The following is a 25,392-nucleotide window of genomic DNA, read 5'->3' as shown; positions in this document are numbered from 1 at the left end:
AATAATTCGAAATATAAAAAAAGGAACCCATCACCGGGTTCCTTCTCATGCATATGGCTCTTACAAACCAGCCAGCCACGCTTTGATCTGCTCATAATATTCCAACGCTTTAAATTTAATCACATACCGGTTCTGCCCCTCCACAATCTGAAGCTGTTGGGCGTCCAGCACATCTGCAAGCTCCTGCGGCTCTTCTGCCGCCGGAAGGCACATCGGCGGGAAGATCACACACCACCAGTTGTGCCCCTCTGCCGCGCCGATGCACACCCGAAGGGCCTCATAGGTGCCGGCAGGCAGGGTCACCTGCTCATATTCTCTGGTGGGGAAGTAGGTTTGTTCCAGCTCCACGGTAACCGGATAGGTATAGCCGCGCTGTTCGATTTCGTCTTCGGCGGCGCGCTGCAACGCTGGGAGCGTTTCCCGGATGCGCTGTTCAGCCTCTTCCTTGTTGCGCACCCCGTCGAGCATCCCCGCGCTCTCCTGCAAAATGCGGTCGCGCACCTGCAATTTTAACGTTTGGTCCTCCTGCGAATCGGAGTTTGCCAGGACATGCAGACGCAGGACGTGCTCCGGAATATCCTCGCACTGCGCTGCAAACCCGGTGAAGGAAAACAGCACGGCCAATATCATTGCAAGGCAGATCGACTTTTCGAACACTTTCATGGCAAGTCCCTCTTTCTGTTGGATGCCGGGAGTATTGCCCATATTTTTGAAATTATACATCGCCTTCCAAAGAAACGGGAAATATGCCCCTAAACAGTTTGACAAAATCCCGATGTTCCGTTATGATGCAAATGAAGAAACGAAGGAGGAAGAACATGTCCAGATATATTGCAGATTACACCATCAACAAGCCGGACGATCTGATCAAATTCATTGCGGAAGATTTTCTCACGAAGGAAGGGTTTCGTCAGACGGTCTATAAGGGCGAAACTGTGTGGAAAAAAGGGGTGGGGGCCGTCTCCGCTCCCCAGTTCATCAAATTGCAGTACGGGCAGGGAAACGTGCATTTGGAAGCCTGGATCAAATCCTTTGGCGAGCACGGCGTAACCGGTTTTTACGGCGCGCTGCCGAAAAGCGAACTGAACAGCCGGGTGCAAACCCTTGTGCAGCTTCTCGCGCAAGAGATTCCTGCGACGCAAGCACCGATTCCCACAGGGGCAACCGCAGCAGATTCCTTCGCAAAGGAATCCCCCACACCCGCTCCCGTCCCAGTGGCCGTACATAACCCCACCAACAAGGCGACCATTTCCCTTGTGACGGGTATCCTCAGCATCCTTACGTCCCTGTTTATTCCCTTGATTGGCGTGATTCTCGGCATCATTGCCATTTCCACCGGCAGGGTCGGCAAACAGAGCACCGCAAAAGGGCTGGCCTCGGCAGGTTTCGTCACCGGTATCATCGGCCTCGTGATCGGTGCTGCTATTTGGATTCTCAATTTTGTGCTGTCCTTTGTTCTGGCGATTGCCTGAGCGGAAAATGAAATCGAATCCCCCATACCATGTTTTGGTATGGGGGATTCTTTCATGTCAAGCAAAATTTTTGTGCGTTGCCCCATAGGAAACGCAAGCTTCCTGGCAGTCCGGCCTATTCCAAAACATCCACGGACGTAGATATTGGCAGGCAGACAAAGGTCTCGGGGTACCGGCCTTGTAGCCGCTCCTTACATGCTACTGCCGGTTCTTCCCGATCGAACAGCCCATAGACCGCCGAGCCGCTCCCGGTCATGCAGGCCCCTTGCGCACCGCACCCGCGCATCCCGGCCTTGATGGTTTCGACCTCCGGCAGCTGTAAAATATCTTCAAAGGCGTTTCCCAAGGATGCGCCGACCTCCGCAAGGTTTCCCCGCGAAAGCGCTTCCATCACCTTGGCCGCATGGCGCGATGCGGAACTTCCCCCCTGGGCGTCCGCCAACCGGTACGCCTCCTTTGTATTGACCCCGACCGGCGGCTTACAGACCACCAACCAACCGCCTGGAAGCAGTGGGGCGCGCTCCAGCCGCTCTCCAATCCCCTGGACCCGCGCGGAACCGCCCCACACGCAGAAGGGTACATCCGCACCAACCGTAAGGCCGATTTCACAAAGCGTTTCGAGCGGCAATTCCGCGCGGTACATCCGATTGAGCGCATGCAGAGCAGCGGCCGCATCTGCGCTTCCACCGGCCAAACCTGCCTGGGAGGGAATCCGCTTTTCGATCTCGATCGAAAGATTCGGCCGCTGCCCGATCACCCGGAAGAACGCCTCCGCTGCACGGTACACCGTGTTTTCCTCTCCGCACGGCACATCCGTCCGCCCGCAGGTCACGGAAAGCCCATCGCCCCCCTGCCGCAGGGTGAGGATGTCGCATAGGGAAATCGTGTGCATCACCATGTCCAAGAGGTGGTAGCCGTCTTCCCGCCTGCCTGTGATGTCTAACGCCAGGTTGATTTTTGCATACGCCTTGATCCGCATGACCATCCCCCACAATAAAATCGGGACCGCCATGCGCGGCACAGCAATCCCCATGTTTTGTATCTTCTGTATTTGTGTCAAAAGCGAAATAGCCGGAAGCGCTTGATGTCGATCACGTGCTTCGGACACATTTCATGACAGCAGTAGCACCGGATGCATTTCCGGTAGTCGATCACGGCGTGGCCGCCGGCGATCCGGATGGTGTGCTGCGGGCAGCTTTCCGCACATTTTCCACATCCGACACAGTGATTCGTCTGAATGCGTGGAACCGGCGTGGCCACCTTTTCCGCCAAAGGGCGTAAAAACTTCGGAAGCCAATCCAAAAAATTCACACTGCACGATTCCGGTTGAATAAAGTCGGAAACTGCCAACGATTGTACCGGCACGCCCCAAAGGGAAAGCCCGTCCAAGCTCTCCGGGCACACCCCACGCTTCATCCCCGCGCGGAGGTATGGCACATGCACGGGGTTCTGATGGATCAACGACGCGCAAACCATATCCAGCGCAAACGGGTCCCGCGAAGAGGCCAACGCGCCCACAAGCCGCGGTTTCCCGCCGGTGGGGCCGTTACCCTCCATCCCCACGATGCCATCCACCACACAGAGCGCGGGCTTCAAGGCGCAACACAGGTCTGCTACCATCTCCCCGAACGCCTCACGCTCCGGGAAACGGCAGTGCAGCTCCGGTTTCATCAAACCGGGGACGCAGCCGAACAAATTCTTGACCGCCGCGCTCAACCCCATCATTCCATGTGTTTTTAGCTTAGCGATGTCCACCAGGAGATCCGCCTCCAAAACCGGCTGGATGACGTCAAACCGCTTACAGCGCTGGCCCTGCGGCGCCTCGAGCGATCCATAGGAACAATCAAAATTCAAGGAAAATCCATATGTTTGGGCCAGCTCCGTATATCCGCCTGCCTCGTAGATCGCTCGCAGAAGCGGCGGCGTATAAGGCCCTCCGGGGCTTTCTGCCACGGTCACATGCCCTGCGCCGCGCTCCAAAAGCTCCACCGCCACAGCTGCCACCACGGCCGGATGGGTAATCGCACCTTCTTCCGGCTTGGAACGGATCACCAGGTTGGGCTTTATGACCACGCGGCATCCGGGAAACAAAAGCTCCTCCACATGCAGCGCGTCCAATTGCGCCCGCAGGGCTGCACGGACCTCTTCAAACGCATAGGTCTCACAGATGGAGAGGCAAACCCGTTCTTTTTGTTTCAATGAAACCACAGCGCTCCTCAAGACTCAAACTGTTTGATGAAGTGCTCAATACGTGAAAGCGCTTCGGTGATATGTTTGATGGAATAGGAATAGGAGACGCGCACAAAGCCTTCGCCGCAGTCTCCAAACGCCGACCCCGGGACCACCGCGACGCGCTCCTCATACAGCAATCTTTCGCAGAATTCCTCTGAAGTAAGCCCTGTCTTTTTGATGCATGGGAATACATAGAATGCCCCTTCCGGTTCGAAGCATGTTAAGCCCATGGAGTTGAAGCCGTCCACGACCAGGCGGCGGCGCATGTCGTATTGTTCGCGCATATAGACGATGTCCTCATCGCCATTTTTCAACGCTTCAATGGCGGCATACTGTGCCGTTGTCGGCGCGCTCATGATGCCGTACTGATGCAGTTTCGTCATCGCCTTGATGATCTGCGCCGGGCCAACCGCATAACCCAAACGCCAGCCCGTCATGGCAAATGCTTTGGAGAACCCATTCACCACAATGGTCCGCTCCCACATACCGTCAATCGCGCTGAAGGTGACATGGTTGGTATCTCCGTAGGTCAATGCACTGTAGATCTCATCGGAAAGCACCATCAGATCATTTTCCCGGACAACCTCCGCAATCGCCTCCAAATGTTCACGGCGCATGACTGCGCCCGTGGGGTTATTCGGATAGGGCAGAATCAGCAGCTTTGTCTTCGGGGTGATCTTGGCACGCAGGGCTTCCGGCGTGATGCGGAAACGATCCTCAGCCTTTGTCTCCAAAACAACCGGTACGCCGCCCGCCATTTCTGTCAGCGGCACATAACACACAAAGGACGGCTCCGGAATCAAGACCTCGTCTCCCGGGCTGATGAGGGAGCGCAGGCAGAGGTCAATCGCCTCCGAGCCACCCACTGTCACTAAAATTTCCTCTTTGTCATTATAATTCACATGATAGTGGCGCTTCAGCCAGCGCGAAATTTCCTGGCGCAGTTCGATAAAGCCACGGTTTGGAGAATACCACGTTTTCCCGTCCTCCAAAGAGCGGATTCCCTCTTCGCGGACATGCCACGGCGTTGTGAAATCCGGTTCTCCAATCGAGAGGGAAATCACATTGTCCATTTCATTGGCAATATCGAAGAAACGGCGGATACCGGATGGCTTGATCGCCTGCACCTTTTGGTTGAGCACGGTGCTATAGTCAATCACAGAGCACACTCCTTCTCTCATCGTTTTCGTCCTCGGTCTTGAGAACGACCCCACCATCCTTATAACGCGTCAGGATAAAATGGGTGGCAGTGGAAAGCACAGAATCAAGCAGGGACAGGCGGCGGGCCACAAACATGGCGATCTGCTGCATCGTGTCCCCATGCACCATCACAGCCAGGTCAAATCCGCCGGACATCAGATAGACGCTGTCCACCTCTTCAAACTGCATAATTTTCTGCGCAATCTCATCGAACCCGCGGTCGCGCTTCGGTGTAACGCGCAGCTCGATCAGGGCAAATGCCTTGTTGGCATCTGCGCGTTCCCAGTTAATCAACGTCTGATAGCCGCGGATGATTCCCGCCTTCTCATAGGCGTCGATCTGATTGCAGATTTCCGACTCCGGGCGGTCCAGCATCGTGGCCAGCTGGCGGGTGGTCAAGCGGGCGTTCTGGCTTAACAATTCCAATAGACGATCCATAAGATTCACTCCTCCGGTTATTTATTGGGAAGGGCTAAGGAATAAGACCTTCCTGTGTTTCAAAAGTTGGATATTAAATTATAGTATACAACAATTGCCAACCAATGAAAATATCCAATCCAAAAATAAGCCATAAATGGGAATTGCGTTGTATATCGTTTTCATCGTGATGAAACCGACGAACGGGATCGAAACCATATTTATCAACAAGGGGCCCTCCCCAAAATTGGGAAGGGCCCCCTGAAAATGTACTCATTCGATTGGAAGGAGCTTCGGCTCATGATGGGAATACAGGGCAAAATGGGTGAATCCAGCTTGGCGGATAAGCTTCATGCCCTCTTCCATCCCGGCGCCGACATCCGGCCAACGGTGTGCGTCTGAACCCAGCGTCACCAGTTTGCCTCCCAACTCATAATACCGCTTCACAATTTGCAAATTCGGCATGGTCTCCCCCAGCTTTTGGCGCAGGCCGCTCGTGTTGACCTCCAGCGCCTTTCCATTCTTAATCAGCGCTGTTAAGACCTCGTCAATCCGCCCCGATAACTGCACGTCGTCGATAGCCAAACCATGTTCGCCAACAATATACCGCCAAGGGTATGTCAAATGCGCAAGGGAATCAAACTTCCCCCACTCGATGGTTTCTAGAATCTCATCGAAATACTGATGCAGCGTCTTGGTAAGATCGACCTGGCTGTAGTCCAGCTCATAAAAATCCGGCATCCCTTGCACATTATGCACGGAGGCAAGCGTAAAGTCAAAATCGCAGGCATCGAGGATGTCCTCCGCCGCTTCTATGTTTTGCATGGGCTGCCCAAGCTCTATACCGGCGCGCACATGCAGCCGGCCATGGAAAACAGCCGAGGCTTTCCGTGCCTCAAAATACGATTGCCGGACAGAACGGTCATATTCCTCTTCCCTGTAAACATTACATTCACAGTGGTCTGTGATGGTCAAGGCATAAAGCCCCAACCGGCAGGCGCATTCACATAGCATCATGGTCGGGTCGGAAGCATCCGGGGAACAATCGCTATGGGTATGGCAGTCAGATAGGTACCGATATTTCATTGTCCAACTCACTTTCTAAACGATATTCTTATCTTTATGTTCACTAAGCAGAATCATCCGCCTTTTATTTGTATTCAGTCTATCATAGAACCGGCCTTATTTATAGATGAATCCTTCCCATTTTGCCGCTGGAAAACGCCGCCGATTTTAAACAGATTCCCCAAGGGTTGCACAAAAAAGTTGCTACAGCGTTAGATTTTACGCAGTTTTACCAGATATTCTGTTCAATGTTTCGATTTGTTTTGCCCCGCTTTCCATCCATGGATGTACCCCTTTGGCCCCTTTCCTGCACTCATACGCTCCTCGCAAAAAAGACAAACCGCCTTTCTTGACAGAAGATTTTTTTCCGTTCATAATGAGGACTGGAATTTGTATTATCCGGGCGATTTTATGCACCGGAGCATTTCTTAAAGACGGATCATAAAAATCAATGAGGAGGTTATCAGCAATGCGTGCAGTTATCACTGTAATTGGAAAGGATATGGTGGGCATTCTGGCCCGTGTTTCCTCCATCTGCGCAGAAAATAATGTCAACGTTGTGGAAGTGACCCAGTCCATCCTGCAAGACTTGTTTGCCATGATTATGATGGTGGACATTTCCAAGTGTTCGATCCCGTTCCAGGATCTGGTGGATGCGCTCACCGCGATTGGGGAAGGGATGGGCTTGACCATCCATGTCATGCACGAGGATATTTTCAATTCCATGCATCGGATTTGACCAGCATCGGGCATTTTACTTTTTACTAAATATATCGGTTTTCAAACCTGATGTTTTTTAAATCGGATTCATGATCATACGCCTTTTGAGAAAGAATAAGGAGTGATTCCCAAACATGCTCAATTCCCATGATATTCTCGAAACGATCAATATGATCGACAATGAAAATCTCGATGTGCGCACCATCACGATGGGGATTTCCCTCTTGGACTGCGCCGACAGCAACGTCACAGCCGCTTGTGACAAAATCTATGATAAGATCTGCCGCTATGCCGGGAACCTGGTCAAAACCGGCGAGGACATCAGCAAAGAATACGGGATCCCGATCATCCATAAGCGCATTTCCGTCACGCCGATCGCCATGTTGGCCGCCGCCTGCCCCGGAAGCAGTCCCGTGCATTTTGCAAAAGCGCTCGACCGTGCTGCAAAAACCACCGGGGTCAACTTTATCGGCGGTTATTCTGCCCTGGTACACAAAGGGTTTGGCCCTGGCGACTATGCTTTGATGACCAGCATTCCAGAGGCGCTCGCAGAGACTGAATTTGTCTGTTCCTCGGTCAATATCGGCACCACCAAAGCGGGCATCAATATGGATGCTGTGGAAAAAATGGGCGCCATCATCCGGGAAACAGCCGAGCGCACAGCGGACCATGACTGCATCGGCGCAGCCAAGCTGGTGGTATTCTGCAACGCCCCGGAGGACAATCCCTTTATGGCCGGCGCCTTCCACGGCCCCGGTGAACCGGACTGCGTCATTAACGTCGGTGTTTCCGGCCCCGGCGTGGTGCGCGCTGCGCTGGCCAAAGCCGGCGACTGCGACCTTTCCGGCGTGGCAGACATCGTAAAAAAGACTGCCTTCAAAATTACCCGCATGGGCCAGCTGGTTGCACAGGAGGCCTCCCGCCGCCTGTTTGTCCCCTTTGGCATTGTCGACCTATCCCTTGCCCCAACGCCGGCGGTGGGCGACTCGGTTGCACACATCCTGGAGGAAATGGGCCTGGAAAGCTGCGGCGCCCATGGCACAACCGCGGCGTTGGCGCTTCTGAACGACGCTGTGAAAAAGGGCGGCATCATGGCTTCTTCCCACGTGGGCGGCTTGTCCGGCGCGTTTATCCCTGTGACCGAGGACGCCGGTATGATCGATGCGGCCCGCTGCGGCGCGCTCTCCCTGGTCAAGCTTGAGGCCATGACGGCGGTTTGCTCTGTCGGCTTGGACATGATCGCTATTCCCGGCGATACCCCTGCCGAAGTGATCTCCGCCATTATCGCGGATGAAGCGGCCATCGGCATGGTCAACTCCAAGACAACCGCCGTGCGTCTGATCCCTGCGATCGGGAAAACGGCAGGCGACGAGCTCAATTTTGGCGGCCTATTGGGGGGCGGCCCCGTCATGGAAGTCAACCGGTATTCGCCTGCCAAATTTATCCATCGCGGCGGTCGGATTCCCGCGCCAATGCAAAGCTTAAAAAATTAAAAGTACCATGGGCAGTTTGAATAAAATAATTTGGAAACCTCGCTAAATCTTCCCCATCGGATTTGGCAAGATTACCGAAAATCATATTGAAAATGCAACTTGAAACGCTTATAATATAGCCGAAATCTTGCAGGAACCAAGTCGAAAATCTGCAAAATTTAAAGTGCTTTTGCCCGCAGTTCTGCCTATTTTGACAGCTTCGTACCGAGGGTGGCAAAGTAAGTGCAGAACTGTTTGTGCGTTTGTAGCCGGTTGATCCGGCTGAACAAATCAATCCGTTTGGAAGGAGGGGCACGGTCATGCAGGACATGATAAAAGAAATCGTCGATATGGACCGTAAGGCCAGGGAAATCACGGATGCCGCCCAATTGGAAAAAGTTAACTCCGAAAAAGAGGTGGCGGAACGCCGCGAACGGATCCGTGAAGAGTATCTTGCGCGCGCGCGTAAACGCATCGCTTTAAACGAACCGCAGGAACGCGCAGCTGCTGAGGAGGAATGGAAAAGCAAGGAGGCAAAAAACCGGGAATACTCGCAGCGCTTGGATGCGCTATATAAAGAAAAGGGCGACGAATGGGTGCGCACCCTCGTGGCCAGAGTGATTGGGGAGTGATTCCATGCTTTCCTCATTTGCTTCCAATGCCATCTTATCGAAGGCGCGCGCGATGTACGGCAAACGCCTCCGGGAAGAAAATTACCGGGATCTGCTGAACTGCAAAACGGTCAGCGAAGTAGCCGGCTATCTCAAAAACCGCACTTCCTACAGCGGCATTTTGGCAGGCATCAACGAAAACGATGTCCATCGCGGCCAGTTGGAGGGCAAACTCCGGCAAAAGCTGTTCGAAGATTATGCTTCCCTCTGCCGTTATGAGCTCTCTGTTGGGGAACATTTTGCCGATTATCTGTTGGAACACGGCGAAATCGAACAGATTTTGCACAGCTTAATGTATCTTGACGCCGGGAACCCGGAGGAATACCTCTTCTCGCTCCCCGCTTTTTTGAACCGCCATACGCGCATCGACCTTTATGCGTTGGCCCATGTCAAGAACTATGAAGACCTGCTGAGCGCGCTCAGCCACACCCCTTACCGCAAGCTCATGGAACCTTTCCGGCCCGTTCCGGGCATACCGATGAACTACACAGGGATTGAGAACGCCCTGTATACCTATTTATACAACAGCGCGTTCGAGATCATCGACAAATACACCCATGGCCAAGCGGCCCGCCAGCTGCGGGAATTGTTCCAAACCTATATGGATTTGGTCAATGCAGCGCGTATTGTCCGGCTGAAGACGGTTTACCGCGAAAGCCCGGACTTTATCCGCAGCACGTTGCTTCCCTTTGGGACGCTCCATCCTCGCCTTCTGAATGAGATGCTAGAGGCAGAACCGGAAGCGGTCCTCGATGTCATGGCAAAAGCGCCCATTGGGAAACGCTGTAAAAAAGTGCCCCATACGTACATCGACCAGATGGCAGACCGGATGAAATATCTGACCTGCCGGCATGATATCCGTTTTTCTACGCATCCCTCCGTTGTGATGCTTTCGTATATCTTCCTGGCACAGATCGAGATACAGGATATCATCAATATTATCGAAGGTATCCGCTATCATTTGGCATCAGAAGAAATTCAAAAACTTCTCACGGTTGCTGATTTTTCAAGAAAGGAGGCGTGATGGTTGGCTGTACAAAAGATTAAGGTAGCGAGCATTATCGGGCGCATGGACGAATTAGACCATGTGACTATGATATGCGGCAAATCCTGCGTGTTCCATCCGGACAATTCCCTCTCTTTCTATTCGGACACATCCGGCTTTTCCCCTCTCAATGAGGAAAACCCGTACTCCACTCCTTTGCAGCAGTTGACGGACGCTGTAAAAGGCGCCCGCAAAAAGCTGGTGCTATTGGATGAGAAGGATATGGAGGGCATCCAGTACACGCGCGAGGAGTTGGACGCCTATGTTCGCCGCATAGCCACCTCCCTAGGCGACCTGCAAAAGGAACGCACCCAGGCGCAGCAAGAGGTGGAGCAATATACCCGTGAAATTGAACAGGTCAGCCATTTCGTCGGCATGGATTTAAACCTCGACGAAATCCGCAAATGCAAATTTATCAAAGTGCGTTTTGGATCTCTCCCGAAAGAGGGCTACGAAAAATTACAGGCCTATAAGCAGAATCCCTATGTCATCTTTTTCCCATGTACCAATGACAACCTTCATTATTGGGGCGTTTATTTCGCCCCGATTGACGTAGTCAGCGAAATAGACCGGATTTTTTCCAGCCTCTATTTCGAGCGAACCCGATTTATGGAATTTAAAGGCACGCCGGAGAGCAGCGCAGAAGCCCTGCGCGCCCTGCGTGACAAGGAGATCGAGCACATCCAGCGCGTGGATCAAAAAATTGACACGCTCTGGGCGCAGGAGGAAGCGGAGTGCCAGAAGGTCTTCTCCTTCCTAACGGAAAAATCCGTTTACTTTGGTATCCGCCGTTATGCCGCACGGTATAATGACAATTTCATTCTGACCGGCTGGGTCCCTGCAGACCACGAGGAGGACTTCCGGCATGCGCTCGACGGGTTAAGATCTGTGGAGTATACCTTTGAAGATGCGGAAGAGGAATTGAGCCACTCTCCGCCGGTCGCCTTGAAGAATAGGAAAGTCTTCAAGCCGTTTGAGTTCTTTGTGGATATGTACGGTCTTCCTGCCTATGACGAGGTGGACCCCACCCCCTTTGTGGCGATCACGTATGTGCTTTTATTCGGCATTATGTTCGGCGATCTCGGGCAGGGGCTGTGCGTGTCCATCGTAGGATGGCTAATGTGGAAATGGAAAAAGATGAAGCTCGGCAAGGCGTTGATCCCATGCGGCATCTCATCCGCCATTTTCGGGACCTTGTTCGGCTCGGTCTTTGGGTTCGAGCACGCATTGGACCCCCTCTACAAGGCGGTATTCGGCCTTGACGAAAAGCCCATCGAGGTTATGGAACCCAATACTACCAACCTGATTATCTATTCGGCTGTGGGCATCGGCATGTTGCTGGTGGTTGTCGCCATGCTCATCAACATCTATTCGAGCTTGCGCAGGCATCACTGGGAGAACGCGCTCTTCGGCCCCAATGGTTTGGCTGGACTGGTCTTTTACACAGCGCTGGTCGCCGGCTTTGGCGGGCAGCTTGTATTTGGCTGGCAGATTGTCAATACTGCTTATGTGCTCGGGCTGATCGTCCTGCCGATCGCGGTCATTTTCTTCCGCGAGATCCTCGGCGGCTTGGTGGAGCGCCGCTCCGATTGGAAGCCGGAAAGCTGGGGAAACTTCATCATGCAGAATTTCTTCGAGGTGTTTGAATATCTGCTCAGCTATGCGACCAACACCATGTCCTTCCTGCGCGTCGGCGCGTTTGTCCTGGTCCATGCGGGCATGATGCTGGTGGTGTTCACACTGGCGGAAATGACCAGCGGCATCGGCTATGTGCTGATCGCCATCATCGGCAATGTGTTCGTGATGGGCCTGGAGGGATTGCTGGTCGGCATCCAAGTGCTCAGACTTGAATTCTATGAGATGTTCAGCCGTTTCTTCGACGGGGACGGCCGTCCATTCAACCCGGTTGTGGTCCGCAGGGACGCCTAACGCGCACAGATTGCGTGTTCCCTCCCTGTTCGCCGAACGCCGTTCCTTTGCGGTCCGGCAAACATAAATTCCAAATCTACGAAAATTTCATTTGGAGGTATTTGTCATGACTATTCTGTTCTGTGTTCCGATTGTATTTCTGATTGTTTCCGTTGCATTTTCCATCCGTGCGGTCAAGCGCGGTAAAAAAACAAGCCGGGCGGTCGCTACGCAGCTCATTGCGTTCCTCGCCGTTTGCATCGTCACCTTTGCAGCGCCGATGATCGCTTCCGCTGCCCCAGAAGACAGCGAACCGGCGGCAGCCCCTGTTACTACCTCTGACACGGCCGCGGCCCCTGTGGACAACTCCAAGGGCTTGGGCCTGATTGCAGCGGCTCTGGTTACCGGTCTTGCCGGCATCGGCGGCGGCGTTGCCGTTGCAGCGGCAGCTCCGGCAGCAATCGGCGCGACCAGCGAAGACCCGAAGGCGTTCGGTAAATCCCTGATCTTTGTGGCTTTGGGCGAAGGTATTGCCCTGTACGGCCTGCTGATTTCCATCCTGATCCTGAACAAGGTCTAAGCGAAAAGCGCCCGATGCCATCGATAGAAGGAAGGGATTTACATGCGCTTTTATCTCATCAGCGATAACGTGGACACCCAAGTGGGCATGCGCCTGGCGGGGATCGAAGGCGTGGTGGTCCATGAGCCGGAGGAGGTCAAAAAGTCTTTGACCGAAGCAATGGCCATGGACGACGTGGCGGTCATCCTGATTACCGAGCGCCTGCTCCAATTGTGTCCGGAGATGATCTATGACCTGAAGCTCAAGGCCAAGCGCCCGCTGATTGTGGAAATCCCCGACCGGCATGGCAATGGCCGCACCAAAGATTCCATTACCCGCTATGTCCGCGAGGCCATCGGGATTAAAATTTAGGCCGCTTCCAGGCGAAATGGGGGTTTGACATGGCTATCAATTATAACGACGAAAAGATTGGAAAATTTTATCAGGCGATCCTCCATTATGGCGAAGAACAGCGCAAAAAAATCGAGGAAGAGGTCGCCGCCTTTAAGCAAAAGGAGCTCGACGAGGCAGAAATCGGCGTGCTCACCGAGGCTTACCACTTGATTCAAAAAGAAATGGCGCAGATGCGCAGCGGCATCGCCCGCGAATTGGCGCAGCGGGAGATGGACGGCCGCCGCGCTCTTCTGGAGCAGCGCCGCAAAATTATGGAGCAGGTGTTTTCCCGCGCGGCGGAGGAACTCCGCGCTTACACGCAAAAGCCGGAGTATGCAGCCCTGCTGCAAACCTATGCGCGCAATCTCTCCTCTGCGTTCCAAAAGGAAGGGACCGTCATCCTTCTGCGGAAGGAAGACACCCCCTATCAGCAGCAGATTGCCGAAGCCTTTGGGCAGCCCTGCCGCTTTGAAACCGATCCCACCATCCGGATCGGCGGCCTGCGCGCTTATAACAGCGCGATGGGGATCATGGCGGACGAAACGTTGGACGCCATGCTGGAGGACCAGCGCGGCTGGTTCGAAGAAAACTCTGGATTGACGCTGGCCGGATAACCGTTGCAGCTACAAGACGGAAAGGAATGATCCAAACATGAAAAATGAAACGGTCATATATGGCATCAATGGGCCGGTCGTCACCGTCAAAGCCGCGCAAAGCTTTTCCATGATGGAAATGGTCTATGTAGGAAAAGAACGTCTGGTGGGAGAGGTCATCGGAATCACCAGCGACTTCACCACCATCCAGGTCTATGAGGAGACGACGGGCCTCCGTCCGGGGGAACCTGTTGTAGGGACGGGAAGCCCGATGAACGTCACCCTGGGCCCGGGCATCCTCGACAATATTTTTGACGGCATCGAGCGCCCGCTGAAGGCGATTGAAGAGGAAAGCGGCGCGTTTATTTCGCGCGGCAGCTCTGTCCCCTCCCTGGATACCCAGCGCCAGTGGGATGTGACCCTCTCGGTCAAGCCGGGCGACCGGCTCAAGGGGGGCGACGTCTATGCCGAGTGCCCCGAGACGCCCATTATACGCCATAAATGTATGGTCCCGCCGCAGATCAGCGGCGTTGTTCAAAAGGTCGTGCCAAACGGGGCGTACCGTGTGAACGATACGATTGTCACCCTGCAGGACGACCAGGGAGCGCTCCATGAGCTCTCCCTTTGCCAGAAATGGCCGATCCGTGTTCCGCGCCCCGTTGCAGAGCGCCTGCGCACCGACGTCCCGCTGATCACCGGGCAGCGTGTCATCGACACCCTGTTCCCCATCGCCAAGGGCGGCACCGCGGCGATTCCCGGCGGGTTCGGTACGGGCAAGACGATGACGCAGCACCAGCTTGCCAAATGGTGCGACGCAGACATCATCATCTATGTGGGCTGCGGCGAACGCGGAAACGAGATGAGCCAGGTTCTGGACGAATTCTCCGAACTGGTGGACCCGAAGTCGGGCCGCCCGATGACGGACCGCACGGTGTTGATCGCCAACACGAGCAACATGCCGGTGGCAGCCCGTGAAGCCTCCATCTACACGGGCATCACGCTGGCGGAATATTACCGCGATATGGGCTATCACGTTGCAATCATGGCCGACTCCACCTCCCGTTGGGCGGAAGCCCTGCGCGAAATCAGTGGCCGTTTGGAGGAAATGCCCGCGGAGGAAGGCTTCCCCGCCTACCTGCCCAGCCGCTTGTCGGAATTCTACGAGCGCGCCGGCATGGCCAAGAACCTCAATGGGACCGACGGGTCCGTCACCATCATCGGTGCTGTATCCCCCCAGGGTTCCGACTTCTCGGAACCGGTCACCCAGAATACCAAGCGTTTCACCCGCTGCTTTTGGGCGCTCGATAAGGCGCTGGCCTACGCGCGCCACTATCCGGCTATCAACTGGACCCAGAGCTACAGCGAGTATTTCGGCGATCTGGACCAATGGTACACGGACCACGTGGGGGCGGACTTTGTCAAATACCGCAGGCGCATCTCCCATATCCTCCAGGAGGAAAGCCAGCTGATGGAAATCGTCAAGTTGATCGGTTCGGACGTCCTTCCGGACGACCAGAAGCTGATTATCGAGACGGCCCGCGTCATCCGCGTGGGATTCCTCCAGCAGAACGCCTTCCATGCGGACGATACGTTCGTCCCCCTGGAAAAGCAAATGTTGATGATGAAGGTCATCCTGCATCTCTACAAAAAGGCGAAACAGCTGGTCGCGGCCAGCGTGCCGATCTCCGGCATCCTTGCGAGCGGCTTGTTCGATAAGCTGGTCAAAATGAAATACGATATTCCAAACAACAAGCCGGAGATGTTCGACGATTACATGAAAGAAATCGACGAAACTCTTTCCAACATTGTAAACGCATAAGGAAGCAGGTGATAAAATGATACTAGATTATATCGGCGTAAAGGAGATCAACGGCTCCTTGATCGTTCTGGACGATGTAGAAAATGCTTCCTTTGAAGAGGTGGTCGACATCCGCATGGATGACGGCACCATGCGGCAGGGCCGAATCGTACAGATGGAGGGCAAGCGCGTCGTCATCCAGGTGTTTGAAGGAACGCGCGGCATTTCCCTCCAGAACACCCGCACACGGCTTCTGGGCCACCCGATGGAAATGCCCCTCTCCCCGGAAATTTTGGGGCGCGTGTTCGACGGCGCAGGCCGCCCGATCGACGGCTTGGGCGATATCTTCCCGCTCAAGCGCGCCAATATCAACGGCACCCCCATCAACCCGGTTTCCCGTATCTATCCGAAGAACTACATCAACACCGGCATCTCCACCATCGATGTGCTGATGACGTTGATCCGCGGGCAGAAGCTGCCCATCTTCTCCGGTTCCGGCATGAAGCACAATGAGCTTGCTGTCCAGATTGCACGCCAGGCGAAGATCAAAGACGCAAATGAGAACAACTTTGCCATCGTGTTTGCCGCTATGGGCGCCAAGAACGACGTGGCCGAATATTTCCGCCGCTCCTTCGATGAATCCGGCGTGCTGCAAAAGGTCGTTATGTTTTTGAACCTCTCCAACGACCCGATCATCGAACGTATCCTGACGCCGCGCTGCGCCTTGACCGTCGCGGAATACCTCGCCTTTGAGCTCGGCATGCACGTGCTGGTCATCATGACGGATATGACCTCCTATGCGGAGGCGCTGCGTGAATTCAGCTCCAGCAAGGGCGAAATTCCCGGAAGAAAGGGCTACCCGGGCTACTTATATTCGGACCTCGCCTCCCTGTATGAACGCGCGGGCATGGTGCGCGGTAAAGAGGGGTCCGTCACACAGATCCCGATTTTGACCATGCCAAACGACGACGTCACACACCCGGTCCCCGACTTGACCGGTTATATCACCGAAGGACAGATCGTTCTGGACCGCGCCTTGGACAACAGCGGCATCTATCCGCCGGTTTCCGTGCTGCCCTCCCTCTCCCGTCTGATGAAGGACGGCATCGGCGCCGGATATACGCGCGAGGACCACTCGGCGCTCTCCAACCAGCTCTTCGCCGCCTATGCCAAGGTGATGGACGCGCGCTCGCTGGCCTCCGTCATCGGCGAAGAGGAACTCTCCCCGACGGACAAAAAGTATCTGGAATTTGGCAAACGCTTCGAGGAGCAATATGTCAACCAGGGCTTTAACGAGAACCGCAGCATTGAGCAAAGCCTGGATCTCGGCTGGACGCTGCTTGCCACGCTTCCACGCGAGGAGTTGGACCGTGTGGACGATGAACTGCTCGACAAATACTATGAAAAGGCCAAAAAGCAGCTTGAAACAGAGGGAGAACGGGCGTCCCAGCCAGCGGCTGCGGGGCAAACCCCGTGATGCGGGGCTGATAAGGAAAAGAGGGCACCATTATGGCAAATCAAGTTGTACCAACCAAGGGAAACCTTCTGGCGACCAAAAAATCCTTAGAGCTCTCCCGCACCGGGTTTGAACTGTTGGACCGCAAGCGCAACATCCTCATCCGCGAAATGATGGCGCTGATCGACCGTGCCAATGCCATTCAAGGGAAAATCGACCAGACCTATGAGGATGCTTATGCGGCCCTACAGAGGGCCAACATCACCCTGGGTATCTGCGGCGAACTTTCCCAGACGGTCCCGCTGGACGACGGGTTGAACGTCGCCTACCGTAGCGTCATGGGCGTGGAAATCCCCATGGTCTCCCTGACGCCGCGCGAAATCCCGATCCCGTTTGGCCTGAACACCACCAACATCATGCTGGACGACGCTTACAGCAAATTTAACGAGGTCAAGCGGCTGACGGCAGAGCTGGCTGAGGTGGAAAACAGCGTCTACCGGTTGGCAGACGCCATTAAAAAGACACAGAAGCGCGCCAACGCCCTCAAGAACATCATGATCCCCCGCTTTGAGGAGACCGTGAAATTCATCACAGATGCGTTGGAGGAAAAGGAACGCGAGGAGTTTTCCCGCCTGAAAGTCATCAAAAAGCAGAAGGCCGGAAAAACCGAATCCGCATAAAAGAATGGCTGTCCCGGCGGTTTTTACCGGGGCAGCCGTTTTTGCATATTTCTGCGGCGAAGCAGCCATAGGGCCAAAGGAATTCGATAAAAAGCGGCGGTGTGATTCTCTCACGCCGCCGCTTTGCTGTATTTCTCATAAAAACGAATGGAACATTGCGCTTCAAACCGCTTTAGATGTCCTCTAGGTCAACAATGGTCTTGTCTTCTGTGGACGCATAGTTCAGCTTTTCCACGATCACCTTGGTATCGCGCGCAATGACCAGCTCCTCGTTGGTCGGGATGACGTAGACGGCAACCTGGGAATCAAACGTAGAGATCTTGCCTTCCTTGCCGCCGACCATCTCTTCGTTGCGCTCTGCATCGATCTTCAGGCCGAGATAACGCAGGCCGCGGCAGATCGCATAACGGTGGTGCGGCTGGTTCTCGCCCAGGCCGGCGGTGAACACGATGGCATCCAAGCCGTTCATGGCCGCCGCATACGCGCCGATCTGCTTGATGATCTGATAGGCCAGCATATCATGCGCCAGAATCGCGCGCGGGTTGCCCTCAATTGCCGCCTTCGTCACGTCGCGGTCATCGCTGGAGATCCCAGAAATACCCAATAGGCCGGACTTCTTATTCAAGACTTCGTCCATCTGCTGAGGGGTCAAATTCTCTTTCTCCATGAGGAATGTGACGATGGACGGGTCCAAAGAACCGCAGCGCGTGCCCATCATAAAGCCGTCCAACGGCGTCAAGCCCATGCTGGTGTCGATAACACGGCCATCCTGGATTGCGGCAATCGAAGAGCCGTTTCCGATATGGCAGGTCACCATTTTGATGTCCTCCAGCGGCTGGTGCATCAAATGCGCGCAATGACGGCTGACATACCGGTGGGAGGTTCCGTGGAAACCGTACCGGCGGATACCGTATTTCTCATAGTACTCATAGGGGATGGCATACATATATGCCTTGGGCGGCATGGTGGAATGGAAGGAAGTATCAAATACCACGACTTCCGGAACATCTTCCCCAAATACCTTTTCGCAGGCAAGGATACCATCCAATTCCGGGCCGTTGTGCAGCGGCGCCAACGGAATCAGGCTGCGGATTCCCTGGATCACCTCGTCGTTGACCAAAACGGATTTGCGGAATTTGGAACCGCCCTGTGCAACGCGATGTCCAATGGCGCTGACTTCGTCCAAATTCTTGATGACGCCCACCTTGGGGTCGGTCAATGCCTGCGTAACATGCATAAATGCATCCGTGTGATCCTTCATGGGCACCTGCATCCGCTTGCCGCGGCCGTCGGACGTTTTATGAATAAAGATGCTGCCGTCCATACCGATTCTTTCGCAATTGCCCTTGGCCAGCATCCGCTCGCTGTCCATGTCGATCAGCTGGTACTTCAAAGAAGAACTACCGGCGTTAATAACCAAAACTTTCATTGGAAACCTCTCCTCCTGTTTTACAGCACACCGTCCCCAATGACAAGGGAGCTCCCTCCCGGACCGGCAGCGCTGCTCTTTTCATCCGATATTGTCGTTTGGATAAAACAGAAAAAAACGCTCTTCAACCAATTTTATGTTCAAATAACCTGACAATATGGTATTATTATAATAGTACAAGAATCGAACAAATTCAAGGAGTTTTCCAAGGAAATGCAGATTGCTGGAATGATTTGTGAATACAACCCCTTTCATTTGGGGCATCTTGCCCTCGTCGAGGAAACGCGCCGGCAGGGGGCCACGCATATTGCCGCCGTTATGAGCGGAAACTACGTGCAGCGCGGGGAACCGGCCCTGCTGGAAAAGCGTATGCGGGCCAAGCAAGCGCTGCGCTGCGGCGTGGATCTTGTGGTGGAACTCCCGCTTCCCTGGGCCATGAGCACTGCGGAAACATTTGCGCGGGGCGGCGTCTTTTTATTGGATTGCCTGGGAGCAGACGTCATCAGCTTTGGAAGTGAATGCGGAAACGCAGCCCTTCTGATAAAAGCGGCAAAGGATTTGCTTTCTCCAGAATTTCCGCCGCTTTTGCGGGAAGAACTACAGAACGGATGCACCTTTGCACGCGCGAGGGAACGCGCCTTAGCGCGCTTGTCCGGCCCAGAAACCGCCGCAGTCCTGCAAACCCCCAACAACACTCTGGGGGTGGAGTATTGCAAGGCGCTCCTGTCCCAGTCCTCCCCTATGCGTGTGTTTACCATGCAGCGGGTTGGCGCTTCGCACGATTCCTTCACTAGCGACGCCGAAACCGCCAGCGCCAGTTATATCCGTTCCCTCGCAGCGGGAGGCATGGATTTTGCCCCCTATATGCCCGTCCCCGCAGCGGAAATCCTTCAAGCAGAATTGGATGCCGGTCATGCGCCCGCCTCCTTGGAGCGGATGGAACGCGCCATTCTGGCCAAACTAAGAACCATGGAACCGGAAGCTTTTGTCTGCCTTCCCGATATCAGCGAAGGGCTGGAAAACCGGTTGTATGCCGCGGCTCGAAAGGCCGCTTCCCTGGAAGAGCTCTATGCTTTGGTGAAGACCAAGCGCTATCCCCTGGCGCGGATCCGCCGGTTGGTTCTTTCCGCCTTTTTGGGGGTCACTAACGCGCTCACCCAGAGCTTTCCCCCTTATGTGCGGATTCTTGGCATGAATCCCCGTGGGGCGGAAATTTTACATGTATCAAAAATGACGACAAAACGCCCGATCATCGCCAATTCATCGGACATTTTATCTCTTGACAATATTGCGCAAAATGTGATTGAATTAGAGAGCCAATCCACGGATGTGTATTCCCTCTTTTTGCCAAATCCTTACCCGTGCGGGCTGGAATGGACTGCGGGAATATGCAAAGTGTGGGACAACATGTAGCTTCCTTTCCAGCATGATTCCGTCTCTTTTGTGGAGCTACCGCAAGAAGAAATTCCAATTTGAAGGACGTGTCATTCTTTGGATCTTAAGGAAATTGATTTCGAAAACTATGGAAAGTGCGTGCAGCTGTCCAATGGGGTCATTGATCTTGTGGTAACCATCGATTGTGGACCGCGCGTTGTACGCTTTGGATTTATTGGGAACGAAAATATTCTGTACAACGACTTGGATCGCAAATTTAAAGTGCAGAACGAATTTATGGACGATTACTATTCAGAAGGCGCTGCCTGTTATTTTTATGGCGGCCACCGGCTGTGGCTCGCCCCAGAACGGATGCCGGAATCCTACTTTCCAGACAACGACCCCGTCATCTACGCCCTGCTTCCCGACGGTGTGACCTTTTCCTCTGCCAAACAGAAAAATAACGACGTGCAAACCCGCCTGGAAATTGTGATGGGGGATAATACCTCGGACGTCATGCTGGTCCACAGTGTAAAGAATTTTTCGAAAGAACGGCAGATGCTGTCTCTCTGGCCGATCACCATGGTGCGCGGCGGCGGCCTGGAAATCATCCCGCAGAACCGTGCCGATGAGGACGACGAACTCCTGCCAAACCGGGTGCTGACATTTTGGCCCTATACGGACCCGCGCGACGAGCGCCTCTATGTTGGCAACCGCTTCCTCACCCTACGGCACGACCCCTCGAACGGCCGGCCGCTCAAACTGGGCACAAACAATACGCTGGGCTGGGCCGCCTATGTTGACCGGACGTACACGCTTATCAAGCACTTCGTATACTCGGATGCCGCCTATCCCGATTACGGCAGCTCCTTCGAGACCTATTGCAATGGGGACTATCTTTCGATGGAAACCATGAGCCCGCTCTATCAGATCGAAGCGGGCGGCGCGCTCCGGCACGTGGAAAACCTTTCCCTGTTCCGCACCTACAGCGATGTGCATCCCACCGATGAAGACAGCATCCAGCACTATATTGAAAATTTGAAATAAAATACATTTCCATATAAAAACACCGGCAAGCTTATTGCTTGCCGGTGTTTCTTCATTTCTTCCTAAATATCAAAGCGTTCCAAAAATACGGTCGCCCGCGTCGCCCAAGCCAGGAACGATATAGCCGATCTCATTGAGATGATCGTCCACCGCTGCGCAATAAATCTGTACATCCGGATGCGCCTCAGACAGCGCCTTGACGCCCTCGGGCGCCGCAATAATGCACATGAATTTGATGCTCTTGGGATTGCTGCGCTTGACAATGCTGATCGCATCAATCGCAGATCCACCGGTCGCAAGCATGGGATCGAGGACGATCACATCGCGTTCCGTGATGTCCTGCGGCAGTTTGTTGTAGTATTCCACCGGCTGGAGCGTCTTGTGGTCGCGGTAGAGGCCGATATGGCCCACCTTAGCGGCTGGCACCATTTCCAACACGCCCTCCACCATGCCGAGGCCTGCGCGCAGGATCGGCACAAACGCCAATTTCCGGCCAGCGATCACTTTGGTGGTCGCCTCGCCCATCGGCGTCTCAATGTGTACTTCCTGGAGCGGAAGATCGCGCGTCGCCTCGTAGCACATCAGCATAGCGATCTCGCCCACCAGCTCGCGGAACTCTTTGGAACCCGTATTCTTATCGCGCAGGAAGGTAAGCTTGTGTTGAATCAACGGATGGTCCATGACAAAAACCTGATTTTCCATTTGTTTTCCCCCATTTATATTCTGTAATGAATAACGTCCTATAATTTTGCAAAGGGAAATTTTGCCGCAGGACGGCCCCTTTCCCTGCTATCCGTTTACAGCTCTCCGCGTTCCACCGCAGCGATCTGATCGACCCTTCTCTGGTGGCGGCCCCCTTCAAATCCGGTCGACAGGAAAATCTTTACAAACTCTACCGCCTTTTGCTCGTCGATCACCCGTCCCCCCATACAGAGGACATTTGCGTTGTTATGGCGGCGGGTCATCTCCACACAATAAGGATCTGAGCACACCGCCGCACGAACGCCCTGCACCTTGTTGGCCGCCATACTCATGCCAATGCCCGTACCGCAGCACAAGATCCCGAACTCGCCCTCGCCGTTTGCAACCCCATGGGCCACCTTGGAGGCGATGGGTACATAGTCGACCGACTCCGTATCAAACGTGCCAAAGTCCTTGCAGGCGATGTGATTCTGCTCCAAATAGTTTTTGATTGCGTCTTTCAATCCGACGCCGCCGTGATCGGCTCCTAATAAAATCATCAAATTCCTTCTTTCTATCGTTTCTCAGGCAACCCGGACCGAAAATTGCGGCACAGGCGTTCCCCCGTTTGGGGTCGCGTAAATGTAAGTCTGCGTCCCGGAAGCGTTTGCCGTAGCCGCAGCCGTAACCGCATAGATCGCATAGTTGCCGGAGGTTTTGGCCAATTTCACACCCACAATGCCATTCCCCGAACTGACATAGGGCAACACCAGGGGGCCAGAGCCATTATAGGTCAGTTTAAAATAGTAGGTCTGGCCGGGGTTCAAGGTAAGCTGTCCGGTGGTATCGCTCTGATAAAGGTCTCCCTGGACTGTCAATGGGAACCGCGTGCTTCTTCCGCTTTCAGCAATGATTTCAATCTCCGTGTTTCCCTGCTGGAGCCCCTCCAACTGGAAATAATACGAGCCGTCCGTCTCTGCGCGCAATAACTTCACGCGCGCAACATTGCTGTCCACCGGGCGGGCGACCACAATCTGGTTGGGCGAAGCGTTCACCTTGAACACATAGGTTGAACCCTTTTTACAAGTATACGAAGAGGTATCCACCGTCAACGCCGTATTCGAACGGTATTTTGTCTCCATCTGGGAGATGAACTGCCTCCAATCCATGTTATCCAAGATGGTGCTATAGGCCGGCGATGGCATGTGCTCCCAATTCCTGTGCTGGTTTTGGTTGTTTCCTGCCTTCATGTCGCTCGTCAACAGCATATCGACCGAATACCTGCCCGGCCGGTCCGGCGCGCTATCGTCCCAAGTGACGTCCACATGGTACCAGGTCCCGTCGAGCTGCACCGCGTTCCAGGCGTGGTTCATGGGGTCGCTCTCCACAATCGCACACGGGATCCCCAGCTGCTGCATCAGCAGCTCAAACGCCAGAGAGTATCCCTGGCAAACCGCCCGGCGGCTCACCAGCGCGCCGTAAGCGGTATAAGAACTTCTCGGAATAGTATCTGTCTGATAGTTTTCATAATCATAGGCACAAGTCAAAGCAAGATAATTATGTACCTGCACCACCTTTTCGGTCGCCGTCATATTCGGGTCGATACAGGAGAGCGCAGCCTGCATGGATTGGGTCAGCTCTTCCCGCATCGTCTGGACGGTCGCCGGGTCGTATGTATTGCGTGGGATCATATCGACAACAATCCCGCTCCGGTTGACATGGAACGTACATCCCTCAACATAGAAAAGCCAGGGGTCTTCCCGCAAGATCGCGTCGTACAGATCGGAAAACTCCTGCTCCGTCAGCCCGTATTGTCCTAACTGAACGGACTCGCTCATATTGGACAGGGCCTGATGGATCGCATCCTTTGCCTGATCCAGATTGCTTATAGAAACCTGTTGCACAACAGGTTGTGGGGCAGCGGCCGGTATAGTTGCTGCGAACGCTGCTGGACTCCAGCTGGAGGTCAAAAGGACGGCGGCCAAAAGGGCGCTAACAATTGGCCTTTTCTTCATCTTTATCCCCTTTCCGGCTACATTTGGGCAGCCTGCCGTTTTTTCAGTTCCCGTTCGGCCTGCGGCATCCGCAGGTAAACAGGGGCCAAAGCCGCAGCAGTTAGGGTTTCTCCTCGCTCGAACAAGTCCTTTGCAACCTCTGCAACCCCCCAAGCGCGTTGGTACAAAAGGGGTTCCGGCGGCAATTTTGCGCCTAAAGCCTGCAATCGTTCTTTATTATAGCACAATTTTGCGCCGTCACCAACCAGAAACAGCGATTTTCCTCTTTGCATCTCCTCTAACTCTGCAGCAAGATCCTCAATCGAAATCGCGCGGTCCTCTGTCAGACGCGTGAGCGTTCCTCTTTCTGCCAGGAACAGCGCATTATACACCTGCCCACACCGGGCATCCATCACCGCACAAACCAACCCCTCCAGGTGCGCTAGGTTGCGCGCCATGGCCTCCAACGTGGAAACCCCTGCACAGGGCTTCCCTTGGGCCATGGCAAGTCCCTTGATGCTGGCCACGCCGATCCGGACCCCGGTAAACGATCCGGGGCCCGCCGAAACAGCAAACAGGTCGATGCTTTCCAAGGGCACACGCGCACAGTCCAATACGCCGCCGATCATCGGCATTAACGTCTGGCTATGGGTCAAGCGTGTATTGGTGAAAAACTCCCCCAGTAGGCTGCCATCCTCCCAAATTGCTGCGGAGGCAGCCCCTGCCGAGGAATCAATTGCAAGAATCCTCAAAGAATCATCCCTTCCATGTTCAGTCCGTCGATCTGGAACACCCGCTCGTCTTCCGCCGCACCGCGCGAAATCGCAATGCGCACCGCGTTTTCCGGCAGGGCGTTTTCAATGTTTTCACTCCACTCAATCACCAACACGCCGCCGCATTCCAGATAGTCAAAAAAGCCGGTGGAATAGAGATCGTCCCAGCCGTCCACACGGAACATGTCAAAGTGATAGATGGGCAAGCGCCCATGGTATTCATGTACCAGCGCGAAGGTGGGGCTGGAAACGCCCGCCTCCACGCCGAGTCCCCGCGCCAGGCCGCGCGTCAGGGCGGTTTTTCCCATGCCCATGCCGCCAAACAGCGCCAGCACCTCTCCCCCGGAAAGCCGTTGGGCGATGGCCTCGCCCAGCTTCTCCGTTTCCTCTGGGGAATGGGTCGTATAGGTCAA

Annotated in this window: 26 protein-coding genes; 14 read left to right on the top strand and 12 right to left on the bottom strand. The window is 54.5% G+C overall.

Annotated features, from left to right (window positions below; genetic code table 11):
- Positions 1-60: 60 nt before the first annotated feature.
- The gene (spoIIR, locus tag B5F54_RS07895; protein ID WP_191362233.1) at positions 61-663 is read right to left on the bottom strand and encodes a stage II sporulation protein R; all 603 of its coding nucleotides are present in this window, start codon (positions 661-663) and stop codon (positions 61-63) included.
- Between the two features lie 155 nt (positions 664-818).
- On the opposite strand from spoIIR, the gene B5F54_RS07890 reads away from it, so the two are divergent.
- Positions 819-1,472, top strand: a complete 654-nt coding sequence (locus B5F54_RS07890; protein WP_087232819.1) for a DUF4190 domain-containing protein — start codon at positions 819-821, stop codon at positions 1,470-1,472.
- Between the two features lie 115 nt (positions 1,473-1,587).
- Here B5F54_RS07890 and ispE read toward each other — a convergent pair whose 3' ends face one another.
- From ispE to B5F54_RS07865, 5 genes are all read right to left on the bottom strand, one after another.
- Complete coding sequence (gene ispE / locus B5F54_RS07885; RefSeq protein ID WP_087232816.1) at positions 1,588-2,505, bottom strand: 4-(cytidine 5'-diphospho)-2-C-methyl-D-erythritol kinase; 918 nt, start codon at positions 2,503-2,505, stop codon at positions 1,588-1,590.
- A 23-nt stretch (positions 2,506-2,528) separates the two neighbouring features.
- On the bottom strand, positions 2,529-3,671 hold the full coding sequence (locus tag B5F54_RS07880) for a DUF362 domain-containing protein (protein ID WP_172749634.1): 1,143 nt from the start codon (positions 3,669-3,671) through the stop codon (positions 2,529-2,531).
- Positions 3,672-3,688: 17 nt separating this feature from the next.
- Positions 3,689-4,861 (bottom strand): aminotransferase class I/II-fold pyridoxal phosphate-dependent enzyme, encoded by a 1,173-nt coding sequence (locus B5F54_RS07875; protein ID WP_275532227.1) that lies wholly within the window; start codon positions 4,859-4,861, stop codon positions 3,689-3,691.
- Positions 4,857-5,342 (bottom strand): Lrp/AsnC family transcriptional regulator, encoded by a 486-nt coding sequence (locus B5F54_RS07870; protein WP_087232807.1) that lies wholly within the window; start codon positions 5,340-5,342, stop codon positions 4,857-4,859. The genes B5F54_RS07875 and B5F54_RS07870 overlap by 5 nt, the downstream gene beginning before the upstream one ends.
- A gap of 252 nt (positions 5,343-5,594) precedes the next feature.
- Entirely contained in the window at positions 5,595-6,407 is an 813-nt protein-coding gene (locus B5F54_RS07865; RefSeq protein WP_087232804.1) for a histidinol-phosphatase HisJ family protein, read from the bottom strand.
- Positions 6,408-6,855: 448 nt separating this feature from the next.
- Here B5F54_RS07865 and B5F54_RS07860 point away from each other — a divergent pair, with 448 nt between their 5' ends.
- From B5F54_RS07860 to B5F54_RS07810, 11 genes are all read left to right on the top strand, one after another.
- A complete protein-coding gene (locus B5F54_RS07860) occupies positions 6,856-7,125 on the top strand; it encodes an ACT domain-containing protein (RefSeq protein WP_087232801.1) in 270 nt (89 codons plus the stop codon).
- Between the two features lie 115 nt (positions 7,126-7,240).
- Complete coding sequence (locus B5F54_RS07855; protein ID WP_087232798.1) at positions 7,241-8,599, top strand: PFL family protein; 1,359 nt, start codon at positions 7,241-7,243, stop codon at positions 8,597-8,599.
- 299 nt (positions 8,600-8,898) lie between these two features.
- On the top strand, positions 8,899-9,210 hold the full coding sequence (locus tag B5F54_RS07850) for a hypothetical protein (RefSeq protein WP_087232795.1): 312 nt from the start codon (positions 8,899-8,901) through the stop codon (positions 9,208-9,210).
- 4 nt (positions 9,211-9,214) lie between these two features.
- Complete coding sequence (locus B5F54_RS07845) at positions 9,215-10,273, top strand: V0D/AC39 family V-type ATPase subunit (protein WP_087232791.1); 1,059 nt, start codon at positions 9,215-9,217, stop codon at positions 10,271-10,273.
- Positions 10,274-10,276: 3 nt separating this feature from the next.
- Positions 10,277-12,223, top strand: a complete 1,947-nt coding sequence (locus B5F54_RS07840; protein ID WP_087232788.1) for a V-type ATP synthase subunit I — start codon at positions 10,277-10,279, stop codon at positions 12,221-12,223.
- A gap of 106 nt (positions 12,224-12,329) precedes the next feature.
- Positions 12,330-12,782, top strand: coding sequence for an ATP synthase subunit C (locus B5F54_RS07835; RefSeq protein WP_087232785.1), 453 nt, complete (start codon positions 12,330-12,332; stop codon positions 12,780-12,782).
- Positions 12,783-12,824: 42 nt separating this feature from the next.
- Positions 12,825-13,133, top strand: coding sequence for a V-type ATP synthase subunit F (locus tag B5F54_RS07830; RefSeq protein ID WP_087232783.1), 309 nt, complete (start codon positions 12,825-12,827; stop codon positions 13,131-13,133).
- Positions 13,134-13,162: 29 nt separating this feature from the next.
- Positions 13,163-13,768, top strand: a complete 606-nt coding sequence (locus B5F54_RS07825) for a V-type ATP synthase subunit E (RefSeq protein ID WP_207738153.1) — start codon at positions 13,163-13,165, stop codon at positions 13,766-13,768.
- A 37-nt stretch (positions 13,769-13,805) separates the two neighbouring features.
- Complete coding sequence (locus tag B5F54_RS07820; RefSeq protein ID WP_087232780.1) at positions 13,806-15,566, top strand: V-type ATP synthase subunit A; 1,761 nt, start codon at positions 13,806-13,808, stop codon at positions 15,564-15,566.
- Between the two features lie 16 nt (positions 15,567-15,582).
- Positions 15,583-17,022, top strand: coding sequence for a V-type ATP synthase subunit B (locus B5F54_RS07815; protein WP_087232777.1), 1,440 nt, complete (start codon positions 15,583-15,585; stop codon positions 17,020-17,022).
- A 32-nt stretch (positions 17,023-17,054) separates the two neighbouring features.
- On the top strand, positions 17,055-17,681 hold the full coding sequence (locus tag B5F54_RS07810; RefSeq protein WP_087232774.1) for a V-type ATP synthase subunit D: 627 nt from the start codon (positions 17,055-17,057) through the stop codon (positions 17,679-17,681).
- A 172-nt stretch (positions 17,682-17,853) separates the two neighbouring features.
- Here B5F54_RS07810 and B5F54_RS07800 read toward each other — a convergent pair whose 3' ends face one another.
- Entirely contained in the window at positions 17,854-19,110 is a 1,257-nt protein-coding gene (locus tag B5F54_RS07800; protein ID WP_087232769.1) for an acetate/propionate family kinase, read from the bottom strand.
- A gap of 213 nt (positions 19,111-19,323) precedes the next feature.
- On the opposite strand from B5F54_RS07800, the gene B5F54_RS07795 reads away from it, so the two are divergent.
- Both B5F54_RS07795 and B5F54_RS07790 read left to right on the top strand, forming a co-directional pair.
- A complete protein-coding gene (locus B5F54_RS07795) occupies positions 19,324-20,523 on the top strand; it encodes a tRNA(Met) cytidine acetate ligase (RefSeq protein WP_087232766.1) in 1,200 nt (399 codons plus the stop codon).
- A gap of 78 nt (positions 20,524-20,601) precedes the next feature.
- On the top strand, positions 20,602-21,531 hold the full coding sequence (locus B5F54_RS07790; protein WP_087232763.1) for a hypothetical protein: 930 nt from the start codon (positions 20,602-20,604) through the stop codon (positions 21,529-21,531).
- Positions 21,532-21,600: 69 nt separating this feature from the next.
- On the opposite strand, the gene upp is transcribed toward B5F54_RS07790, so the two are convergent.
- From upp to tsaE, 5 genes are all read right to left on the bottom strand, one after another.
- Positions 21,601-22,233: a uracil phosphoribosyltransferase gene (upp, locus tag B5F54_RS07785; protein ID WP_087232760.1), complete on the bottom strand. Its 633-nt coding sequence runs from the start codon at positions 22,231-22,233 to the stop codon at positions 21,601-21,603.
- Positions 22,234-22,328: 95 nt separating this feature from the next.
- Positions 22,329-22,772, bottom strand: a complete 444-nt coding sequence (rpiB, locus tag B5F54_RS07780) for a ribose 5-phosphate isomerase B (protein ID WP_087232757.1) — start codon at positions 22,770-22,772, stop codon at positions 22,329-22,331.
- Positions 22,773-22,796: 24 nt separating this feature from the next.
- Complete coding sequence (locus tag B5F54_RS07775) at positions 22,797-24,227, bottom strand: transglutaminase domain-containing protein (RefSeq protein WP_087232754.1); 1,431 nt, start codon at positions 24,225-24,227, stop codon at positions 22,797-22,799.
- Positions 24,228-24,244: 17 nt separating this feature from the next.
- On the bottom strand, positions 24,245-24,958 hold the full coding sequence (tsaB, locus tag B5F54_RS07770; protein WP_087232751.1) for a tRNA (adenosine(37)-N6)-threonylcarbamoyltransferase complex dimerization subunit type 1 TsaB: 714 nt from the start codon (positions 24,956-24,958) through the stop codon (positions 24,245-24,247).
- Complete coding sequence (tsaE, locus tag B5F54_RS07765) at positions 24,955-25,392, bottom strand: tRNA (adenosine(37)-N6)-threonylcarbamoyltransferase complex ATPase subunit type 1 TsaE (RefSeq protein ID WP_087233061.1); 438 nt, start codon at positions 25,390-25,392, stop codon at positions 24,955-24,957. Before tsaE ends, tsaB begins: the two co-directional genes overlap by 4 nt.

The organism is Anaeromassilibacillus sp. An250 (assembly GCF_002159845.1).
Lineage (GTDB): Bacteria > Bacillota > Clostridia > Oscillospirales > Acutalibacteraceae > Anaeromassilibacillus > Anaeromassilibacillus stercoravium.
Note: the sequence above shows the minus strand (reverse complement) of the source record. Positions and strands in the feature narration are given on the sequence as shown.

What these genes read in the sequence shown, in the direction of transcription:
- spoIIR (WP_191362233.1), bottom strand. Translation starts at nt 663, where the DNA reads ATGAAAGTGTTCGAAAAGTCGATCTGCCTTGCAATGATATTGGCCGTG.
- B5F54_RS07890 (WP_087232819.1), top strand. Translation starts at nt 819, where the DNA reads ATGTCCAGATATATTGCAGATTACACCATCAACAAGCCGGACGATCTG.
- ispE (WP_087232816.1), bottom strand. Translation starts at nt 2,505, where the DNA reads ATGGGGATTGCTGTGCCGCGCATGGCGGTCCCGATTTTATTGTGGGGG.
- B5F54_RS07870 (WP_087232807.1), bottom strand. Translation starts at nt 5,342, where the DNA reads ATGGATCGTCTATTGGAATTGTTAAGCCAGAACGCCCGCTTGACCACC.
- B5F54_RS07865 (WP_087232804.1), bottom strand. Translation starts at nt 6,407, where the DNA reads ATGAAATATCGGTACCTATCTGACTGCCATACCCATAGCGATTGTTCC.
- B5F54_RS07860 (WP_087232801.1), top strand. Translation starts at nt 6,856, where the DNA reads ATGCGTGCAGTTATCACTGTAATTGGAAAGGATATGGTGGGCATTCTG.
- B5F54_RS07855 (WP_087232798.1), top strand. Translation starts at nt 7,241, where the DNA reads ATGCTCAATTCCCATGATATTCTCGAAACGATCAATATGATCGACAAT.
- B5F54_RS07850 (WP_087232795.1), top strand. Translation starts at nt 8,899, where the DNA reads ATGCAGGACATGATAAAAGAAATCGTCGATATGGACCGTAAGGCCAGG.
- B5F54_RS07845 (WP_087232791.1), top strand. Translation starts at nt 9,215, where the DNA reads ATGCTTTCCTCATTTGCTTCCAATGCCATCTTATCGAAGGCGCGCGCG.
- B5F54_RS07835 (WP_087232785.1), top strand. Translation starts at nt 12,330, where the DNA reads ATGACTATTCTGTTCTGTGTTCCGATTGTATTTCTGATTGTTTCCGTT.
- B5F54_RS07830 (WP_087232783.1), top strand. Translation starts at nt 12,825, where the DNA reads ATGCGCTTTTATCTCATCAGCGATAACGTGGACACCCAAGTGGGCATG.
- B5F54_RS07825 (WP_207738153.1), top strand. Translation starts at nt 13,163, where the DNA reads ATGGCTATCAATTATAACGACGAAAAGATTGGAAAATTTTATCAGGCG.
- B5F54_RS07820 (WP_087232780.1), top strand. Translation starts at nt 13,806, where the DNA reads ATGAAAAATGAAACGGTCATATATGGCATCAATGGGCCGGTCGTCACC.
- B5F54_RS07815 (WP_087232777.1), top strand. Translation starts at nt 15,583, where the DNA reads ATGATACTAGATTATATCGGCGTAAAGGAGATCAACGGCTCCTTGATC.
- B5F54_RS07810 (WP_087232774.1), top strand. Translation starts at nt 17,055, where the DNA reads ATGGCAAATCAAGTTGTACCAACCAAGGGAAACCTTCTGGCGACCAAA.
- B5F54_RS07800 (WP_087232769.1), bottom strand. Translation starts at nt 19,110, where the DNA reads ATGAAAGTTTTGGTTATTAACGCCGGTAGTTCTTCTTTGAAGTACCAG.
- B5F54_RS07795 (WP_087232766.1), top strand. Translation starts at nt 19,324, where the DNA reads ATGCAGATTGCTGGAATGATTTGTGAATACAACCCCTTTCATTTGGGG.
- upp (WP_087232760.1), bottom strand. Translation starts at nt 22,233, where the DNA reads ATGGAAAATCAGGTTTTTGTCATGGACCATCCGTTGATTCAACACAAG.
- rpiB (WP_087232757.1), bottom strand. Translation starts at nt 22,772, where the DNA reads ATGATTTTATTAGGAGCCGATCACGGCGGCGTCGGATTGAAAGACGCA.
- B5F54_RS07775 (WP_087232754.1), bottom strand. Translation starts at nt 24,227, where the DNA reads ATGAAGAAAAGGCCAATTGTTAGCGCCCTTTTGGCCGCCGTCCTTTTG.